At 61.5% G+C, this 7,699-nt stretch carries 5 protein-coding genes; all 5 read right to left on the bottom strand.

The window, feature by feature from the left end:
- A partial coding sequence (secA, locus tag VJR29_03975; GenBank protein ID HKY62555.1) for a preprotein translocase subunit SecA occupies positions 1 to 2,475 on the bottom strand: 2,475 nt, incomplete at its 3' end.
- 59 nt (positions 2,476 to 2,534) lie between these two features.
- Positions 2,535 to 3,485 (bottom strand): M23 family metallopeptidase, encoded by a 951-nt coding sequence (locus VJR29_03970; protein HKY62554.1) that lies wholly within the window; start codon positions 3,483 to 3,485, stop codon positions 2,535 to 2,537.
- A gap of 136 nt (positions 3,486 to 3,621) precedes the next feature.
- Positions 3,622 to 4,386, bottom strand: coding sequence for a Stp1/IreP family PP2C-type Ser/Thr phosphatase (locus VJR29_03965; GenBank protein ID HKY62553.1), 765 nt, complete (start codon positions 4,384 to 4,386; stop codon positions 3,622 to 3,624).
- A gap of 76 nt (positions 4,387 to 4,462) precedes the next feature.
- On the bottom strand, positions 4,463 to 5,803 hold the full coding sequence (locus VJR29_03960) for a TldD/PmbA family protein (protein ID HKY62552.1): 1,341 nt from the start codon (positions 5,801 to 5,803) through the stop codon (positions 4,463 to 4,465).
- A gap of 236 nt (positions 5,804 to 6,039) precedes the next feature.
- Positions 6,040 to 7,699: DNA repair protein RecN (recN, locus tag VJR29_03955; protein ID HKY62551.1), on the bottom strand; the 1,660-nt coding region annotated here is incomplete at its 5' end.

Here is a 7,699-nt window from a genome sequence, read left to right as displayed (position 1 = left end):
CTGCTGAATCTGGACGACCTTGTTCTCCTCGACCTCGACCCGGAAAAGCTTCTGCAGGACGTCGGTGCTGAAAGTCTGGATCATGGTTTCGAAGATCGCGAAGCCCTCGCGCTTGTACTCGACGATCGGATCCTTCTGGGCGTAGCCCCGCAGGCCGATGCCCTCGCGGAGGTGATCCATGCTGAGCAAGTGGTCCTTCCAAAGGTGGTCCAAGGTCTGGAGCATGAGGACCCGCTCGACGTGGCGGAACAAGTCGGGGCCGATCCGCTGCTCCTTGGCCTCGTAGAAATCGACGGTCGAGTTGTAGACCCACTCGCCGATCGAATCGGCGCTGAGGTCGCTTTCCTTCAGCTTTTGGAGATCGGGCCGGATCTCGAAGATCTGATGGACTCGCTCGGCCAGGCCGGCGTCGTCGAAGTCCTCGCCCCGGCCGGGAACGAAGTCCTGGGAAATCCGCTCGGCCTGGATGTCGAGCATGTCGAGCACCTTGTCGCGGAGCCCCTCGCCCCGGAGGATCTCGCGGCGCAGGCTGTAGACCGTCTTGCGCTGCTGGTTCATGACGTCGTCGAACTCGATCAAATTTTTGCGGATGCCGAAGTTGTGCTCCTCGACCTTCTTCTGGGCGTTCTCGATGGCCTTGGTGATCCAGGGATGGAAGATCGGCTCGTTCTCGTCCATCTTGAGCCGTTCCATCATCCGCGAGATCCGGTCGGAGCCGAAGATCCGCATCAGGTCGTCTTCGAGCGAAATGTAGAATTGGCTATGGCCGGGATCGCCCTGGCGGCCGGAACGGCCGCGGAGCTGGTTGTCGATGCGGCGGCTCTCGTGGCGCTCGGTGCCGAGAATGAAGAGGCCGCCGGCTTCCAGGACTTTCTTCTTCTCTTCGTTGCAGGCGACTTTGAACTCGGCCACCGCCTTTTCGTATTGCTCTTCGGTCGCTTCGGGCCCGACCTTGGCCCGGGCCAGGAATTCGGGATTGCCGCCGAGCAGAATGTCGGTGCCGCGGCCGGCCATATTGGTCGAGATGGTGACCGCGCCATAGCGGCCGGCCTGAGCGACGATCTCGGCTTCCTTCTCGTGCTGCTTGGCGTTGAGGACATGGTGCTTGATGCCGCGGCGGCTGAGCATGCCGGCCAGGATCTCGGACTTCTCGATCGAGATGGTGCCGACCAGGACCGGCTGGCCCTTCTGGTGGAGCTCGACGATTCGGTCGATGACCGCGTGGAACTTGATCTTCTCGTTCTTGTAGATCAGGTCGCCCTCGTCCTTGCGGATGTTGGTCCGGTTGGTCGGAATGACCGTGACGTCGAGGTTGTAGATCTTGGCGAACTCCGGCGCCTCGGTGTCGGCGGTGCCGGTCATGCCGGCCAGCTTGTTGAACATCCGGAAATAATTCTGGAAGGTGATGGTCGCCAGGGTCTGGTTCTCGTTCTCGACCTGGACGCCCTCCTTCGCCTCGACCGCCTGGTGGAGGCCGTCGCTCCAACGCCGGCCCGGCATGAGCCGGCCGGTGAACTCGTCGACGATGATGACTTCGCCGTCCTTCACGACGTAGTCGACGTCGCGCTTGTAGAGGACGTGGGCCCGCAGGGCCTGGTTGACGTGGTGGAGGATCTCGATCTGGCGCGGATCGTAGAGGTTGTCGACGTTGAGCAGCTTCTCGACGTGGGCGACGCCCTCCTCGGTCAGGGTCGCGCTCCGGGCCTTTTCGTCGATCGTGTAATCGGCCTCGGCCTTGAGGTTGGGAATGATGACGTTGATCCGGTGATACTTGTCGGTCGAATCCTCGGAGGGACCCGAGATGATCAGCGGAGTCCGGGCCTCGTCGATCAGGATCGAGTCGACCTCGTCGACGATGGCGTAGTTCAGCTCGCGCTGAACCATCTGCTCGATGCTGAACTTCATGTTGTCGCGGAGATAATCGAAGCCGAACTCGTTGTTGGTGCCGTAGGTGATGTCGGCGGCGTAGGCCGCGCGGCGCTCGCCGTCGTCGAGCCCGTGGACGATGACCCCGACCGTCATGCCGAGGGCATTGTAGAGCCGGCCCATCCAGGCGGAGTCGCGGCGGGCCAGGTAATCGTTGACCGTGATGACGTGGACGCCCTTTCCGGCCAAGGCGTTCAAATACACCGGCAGGGTGGCGACCAAGGTCTTGCCTTCGCCGGTTTTCATCTCGGCGATCTTGCCGTGGTGCAGGACCATGCCGCCGATGAGCTGGACGTCGAAGTGGCGCATGCCCAAGCTTCGCTTGCCGGCCTCGCGGACGGTGGCGAAAGCCTCCGGCAGCAGGTCGTCGAGGGTCTCGCCCTTGGCCAAGCGTTCGCGGAATTTGCGGGTTTGGGCCTTGATCTCTTCGTCGCTCAAGGCCTGAATCTGGGGCTCGAGGGAATTGATCTTTTCGACCCAGGGCTTGAGCTTCTTGATCTCGCGCTCGTTCTTGGTACCGAAAACTTTTTTGGCGATGGCCTGAAACATGGGGATTCTTGCTATGGCATTATGGATACGATGCCAAGAAAAGAAAGGTCGGAATTCGATTATTCAAAAATGTATTTGGAAGGATCGGTGGGAATGCCGTCGACATGCACTTCGTAGTGGAGATGCGGCCCGGTGGAGGCGCCGGTGTTGCCGACCGCCGAAATTTTCATCCCACGGGTGATCTTGTCGCCCTCGGCCACGAAGAGCTCGGAATTGTGGCCGTAAAGGGTGCTGATGCCATAGCCATGGTCGATGATGACGGTGTTGCCATAGCCGCCTTTATAGCCGGAATAAACGACCGTGCCGTCGGAGGGAGCGAAAACCGCGCTGCCATAGGGCGAGGCGATGTCGATGCCCTTGTGCATTCGGACCCCTTCGCCCCAAGGCGAAAGCCGGTAGCCGAAACCGGAGGTGATCCAACCCTGGGTCGGCCACAGCGAGGGGGTGGAAGCCCAGAAGGAGATCCGGTCTTCGTTGGCCTCGTAAACTTCGTTGACCCGGTCTTCGAGGTTGATGGCGAACTCGGCCAGCTCGTCGAGCTTCAGGCCCATCTTCTCGTAGAAGGCCTCGTCGAATTTGCCGGCCCGCCAATCCCGCGCCAGCGAGCGCGAGGAAAGCTTAGGCAAGTTATTGACACGATTGAGGAATTCGCCAAGATTTTCTTGCTCGGTGATGGGGCCGACGCCCTTGTTGAGCTTGCCGGACTCAACGCCGATGGAGGCTTCGAGCTTCTCGGTGAACTTCTCGATCCGCTTGAGGTTGCCTTCGAGGGCGCCGATTTTGGCGACCAGCTGGGCTTTCTCCTGCTCGAGCTGAGCCACGGTGGAGGACTCACCCTTGCTGCTCTTGGCCCGGTAATACAGGAAGCCCCAGGTCATGACCGTCGAAAAGATCAGGAAAAATGCGAAAAGCGCCCCAACCAGACGGAGGCTGGTCTGCGAGAGGTTCAGTGCTCGGGCACCAAAACCGTCGTCGTCGATAATCACCAGATTGGTGGTCTTACGGCTCAATCAAACTCCGATTGGGGGTTACGGCCTCTTATCGGCAAGAAGCGCCAGAGGTCGCTTGGAAACCAGGTTTTTGCAAGGTGGGAAGACCGTAGCAAAGGGTCTCTAGGGGAGTCAAGGCTTTTGGCCCGAAGAAAAGCTAAGGGATATCATCAACTTGCAAGATGACAACCGTAATGTTGTCGTCGCCACCCCGGCTGTTGGCCGAATTGACCAGCTTCTCGCAGGCCTCATGGAGGTCGTATTTTTCGATGATTTGCTCGATCTCGGAGTCCTCGACCAGGTTGGAAAGGCCATCCGAGCAGAGCAATAGCTTGTCGCCGTGCTTGGCTTCCCGCCGGACGACGTCGCAATCGACCTCTTCCTGGTAGCCGACCGACCGGGTGATGATGTTTTTGAGCTTATGGCCGCGGGCATCGCTGGCCGAGATCATCCCAGCCTTGACCTGCTCGCTGACCAGGGAATGGTCCTCGGTGACCTGCTCAATCTTGCCGTTTCGGACCAAATAGGCCCGGGAGTCCCCGACATTGGCTATATATAGATAAGGCGATTGGAAGAGGACGGCCACCGCCGTGGTCCCCATCCCCCGGAGGTTCTCGTCAAAAAGGGCCTGATCGTGAATCCGCCGGCCGGCTTCCCGGATCGCATGGCTGAGCTGGTTGCCGGGATCGGAATCCTCTTCGTTGACTCCCCGGATCTGGGTCGCATCGGGGTCGAAGCGGAGATTGCGGAGGACGTCCTCGACGGTCGAAACCGCCAGCTTGGAAGCATATTCGCCGCCCAAATGGCCACCCATGCCGTCGGCAACCATGTAGAGGCCCATCTCATCGTTGATGAGGTAGGAATCCTCATTCTGGTTGCGCTTCATGCCAACGTTGGAGATTCCGTAAGATTCGATTTTCATGAAAAATTCCGCCTCGCTCAACCCCTGTGGTTGGCATAGGCTCCCGATTATATGCAAGGCTGTTTTTCAAGGCAAATCAAGAACCACCGATCGCCATCGCTTCGAGGGCTAGGGTCGGGGCCCCGACATTGCCGCTGAAACGGTGCCGGGAGCCGACCGCCCGGATCGCATTCATCATCGCATGGAGGTTCCCGGCCAAAACCAGCTTTTTGACCGGCCCCCGCTTCTCCCCACCTTCGATCAGAAAACCCTGAATGCCCACCGAAAAGTCGCCGGTCACCGGGTTGGCCGCATGCATGCCGAAGGTTTCGGTCACCAAGATGCCCGCCCCGACCTCGCGGAAGATGGCCTCGTCGCTCAAAGTCCCGGCCGGAATGAAGAGGTTGGAATAGCCGATCTGGGGCGGCCGCTGGACCCCGCGCCGCACCGAAGAGGCATTGGGCTCAAGCTTCAGCTTCCGGGCATAGAGCCGGTCGAGCAGAAAATTCTTCACGACGCCGTTTTCGATCAGGGCCAGGCGCCGGCCGGGCTGGCCCTCGCCGTCGAAGGGCGAGGAGGCCGCGCCTTCGGGCAGCAGGGAATCGTCGATCACTTGGAGAGTGGGCGAGTAGATTCGCTGCCCGAGCTTGCCTTCGAGGAAGCTCCGCTTCTTGAACACCGCCTCGCCGGGGAAGGAGCCGGCCAAAACTTCGAGGATCTCGCCGCTGACCAGCGGATCGAGCACCACCGGCACCCGCCGGGTCGAGGGCGTGGTAGCGCCGAGATAGCTCAGGGCCAAGCGGCCGGCGGCGGCGCCGACCTTTTGCGGGTCCAAGCGGTCGAAGAAGGGAAAGCTGTCGAACTCGTAGGCGCCCTCGGCTTCCTCGCCCTGCTCGGCCACCGCCATGACGCCGAGCGAACAGCGGCTGCGGCGGAAGCTCAAGTCAAGACCCCGGGAATTGCGGAGGCGGGTCTCGCTGCGTTTCTCATCGTAGCTCGCCGAGCGGACGTGGCGGATTTTGGCGTCGACGGCCCGAGCGGCGGCCTCGAGGTCGAGGGCCAATTGAATCTTGCGGGAGTTGGGGACCGAGCCCAATGAAGGGTCGTCGATCTTGAGCTCGACCGGCGGCAGGGCAACCGATTCGACGAGCGGCGGCTGGTCGGGCTCGGCGTCGAGATAAGGCAAAGTGTCGACGGTCGATCGCACCAAGCGCTCGAGCCCCGCCGGGCTCAAGTCGGTGCTGCAGGCGAAGGCGGCCTTGCCCTCGTTGAAAACCCGCAGGGCCAAGCCTTCGGAAACCGCGACCAGCGAGGCCTCGATCGCCCCGTCCTTGGCCTCGTGATGGAGGGATTCGATCCGCTCATGGAAAAGCTCGAATTGCTCGAGCTTGGCGGAGTGGAGGGACTTTTGGATCTGGTCAAAGTGGTTTTGAGACATGGCCGGAGGAATAGCACAGAACAGGCGAGGCACAAAATTAACTACCCCCTCCTTTGTAAGGAGGGGGCCAGGGGGAGGTAGAGCTCTGGCGATTTGCAAAGCTTGTGCAAGACGCCTGCGCTCTACCCCTCCCTAACAACAAGTTTCGAAACGGCTATTACTGCCGCGGAGTTTGCCTGGCGACATTAAGTCGCCTTTTGCCTCCTTGCCCCCCTTACAAAGGGGAGGGGAAAGACTCAAGCCGCCGCATTCTTCAGCAGCTCCTTCGCATGCTTCAAGGCCTGGGGCGTGATCTCGACGCCGGCCAGCATTCGCGCGATCTCGCGGGCCCGCTCCTCGCCCTTCAGCGAAAGGATCTCCGAATAAGTCCGGCCCTCGCGCACGCTCTTCTCGACTCGATAGTGATGATCGGCGTGGCAAGCGATCTGGGGAAGATGGGTGACGCAGAGGACCTGGGCCTTGCGGGCCAAGGCCTCGAGCTTGCGGCCGATCAGCTCGGCGACCTTGCCGCCGACGCCGGCGTCGACCTCGTCGAAGACGAAGGTGCCGACCTCCTCGGCCGGGAAGACGATCTCATAGAAGGCCAGGAGCAAGCGGCTCAGCTCGCCGCCGGAGACGATCTCTTCGAAAGGCCGCGGCTCCTCGCCCGGATTGAAGGAAACCTGGAGGCTCAGGCGGTCGCCGCCGTCGGCCCGAAAATCGGCGAGTTCCTCGATCTTGGAGAGCTGAAACTCGAGCCGGGCATGGGGCAAGGCTAGGTCCTTGAGCGCTTCGAGCAGCTTGGCGCTCAGGCGCTTGGCCGCGGCCCGGCGCTTGGCGCCCAGGGCTTGAGCGGCGTCTTTCAACTGTCGGCCGACTTCGTCGCGCTTCTTCGCGGTTTCCTCGAGCAGGCGGTCGAAATTTTCCAGCTCGCTCAAATCCTGATTCAGCCGCTCGGCCAATTCCAGCAAGCCGGCTTCATCTTGATGATATTTGCGCTTCAAGCCGGCGATCAGGGCCAACCGCGATTCCAACCCGTCCAAATCGGCCGGCTCTTCTTCCAAACTTTGGCCGTAGTCGCTGACGACCCGCTCGGCGTTTTGGATGGCGCCAATCGCTTCTTCGAGATGCTGGGCCAGCGGCGCCAAGGTCTCGTCCAGGGCCCGACCCTTCTCGGCCAGGTGGAGGGCCTTGCCCAGGCGGTTGGAGATCGAGTCGTCGGCCTCGATCAAGAGCTGGCGCAGCTCATAGCTTTGCTCGGCCAAGGCGACGCGGTGCTTGAGCCGGGATTTGGCCCCTTCCAGCTCTTCTTCCTCGCCCGGCTTGAGCGCGGCCTTGTTCAACTCCTCGCATTGGAAACGGAGAAACTCCTCCTGCTGCCGGGTCTTCGCCACCCGCTCGCTCAAGGCCGCCCATTCGCGCTCGGATTCGCGCTGCCGCTGGAAGGCTTCGCGATAAGCTTGCAGGACGGTCTCGTAGGCGCCAAAGCGGTCGAGCAGCCCGAGCAGAAAGGGCTCTTCGAGGAGCCGGTGGGCGGCGTGCTGGCGGACCAAATGAACCAGGCGCTCGCCCCAGGCTTGCAAAGTCTTCAAGGTGACCGGCTCATCGTTGATCAGGGCCCGGGAGCGGCCCGAAATGTTGAGACTGCGCTTCAAGTAGAAAATCCCGTCCTCGGGAAGCGCCAAGCCCAGCTCCTCGGCGAAGGCGGCGAAGGGCGAAGCCGCCGGAATTTCCAAAGCCAAGGTCACGGTGGCTTCTTGGGCGCCGGCCCGGATGGTCTCGGCGTCGGCCTTGGCGCCGAGGGCGAAGGCCAAGGCGGTCAGGAGGATGGATTTGCCGGCGCCGGTTTCGCCGGAGAGAACATGGAAGCCTTCGCCGAATTCGACCTTGAGGGATTCGACGATGTTGAAATTCTTG

The sequence above is a fragment of the bacterium genome (genome assembly GCA_035281585.1).
Taxonomy (GTDB): domain Bacteria; phylum UBA10199; class UBA10199; order DSSB01; family DSSB01; genus DATEDP01.
This window is presented reverse-complemented; position numbering and strand designations above follow the sequence as displayed.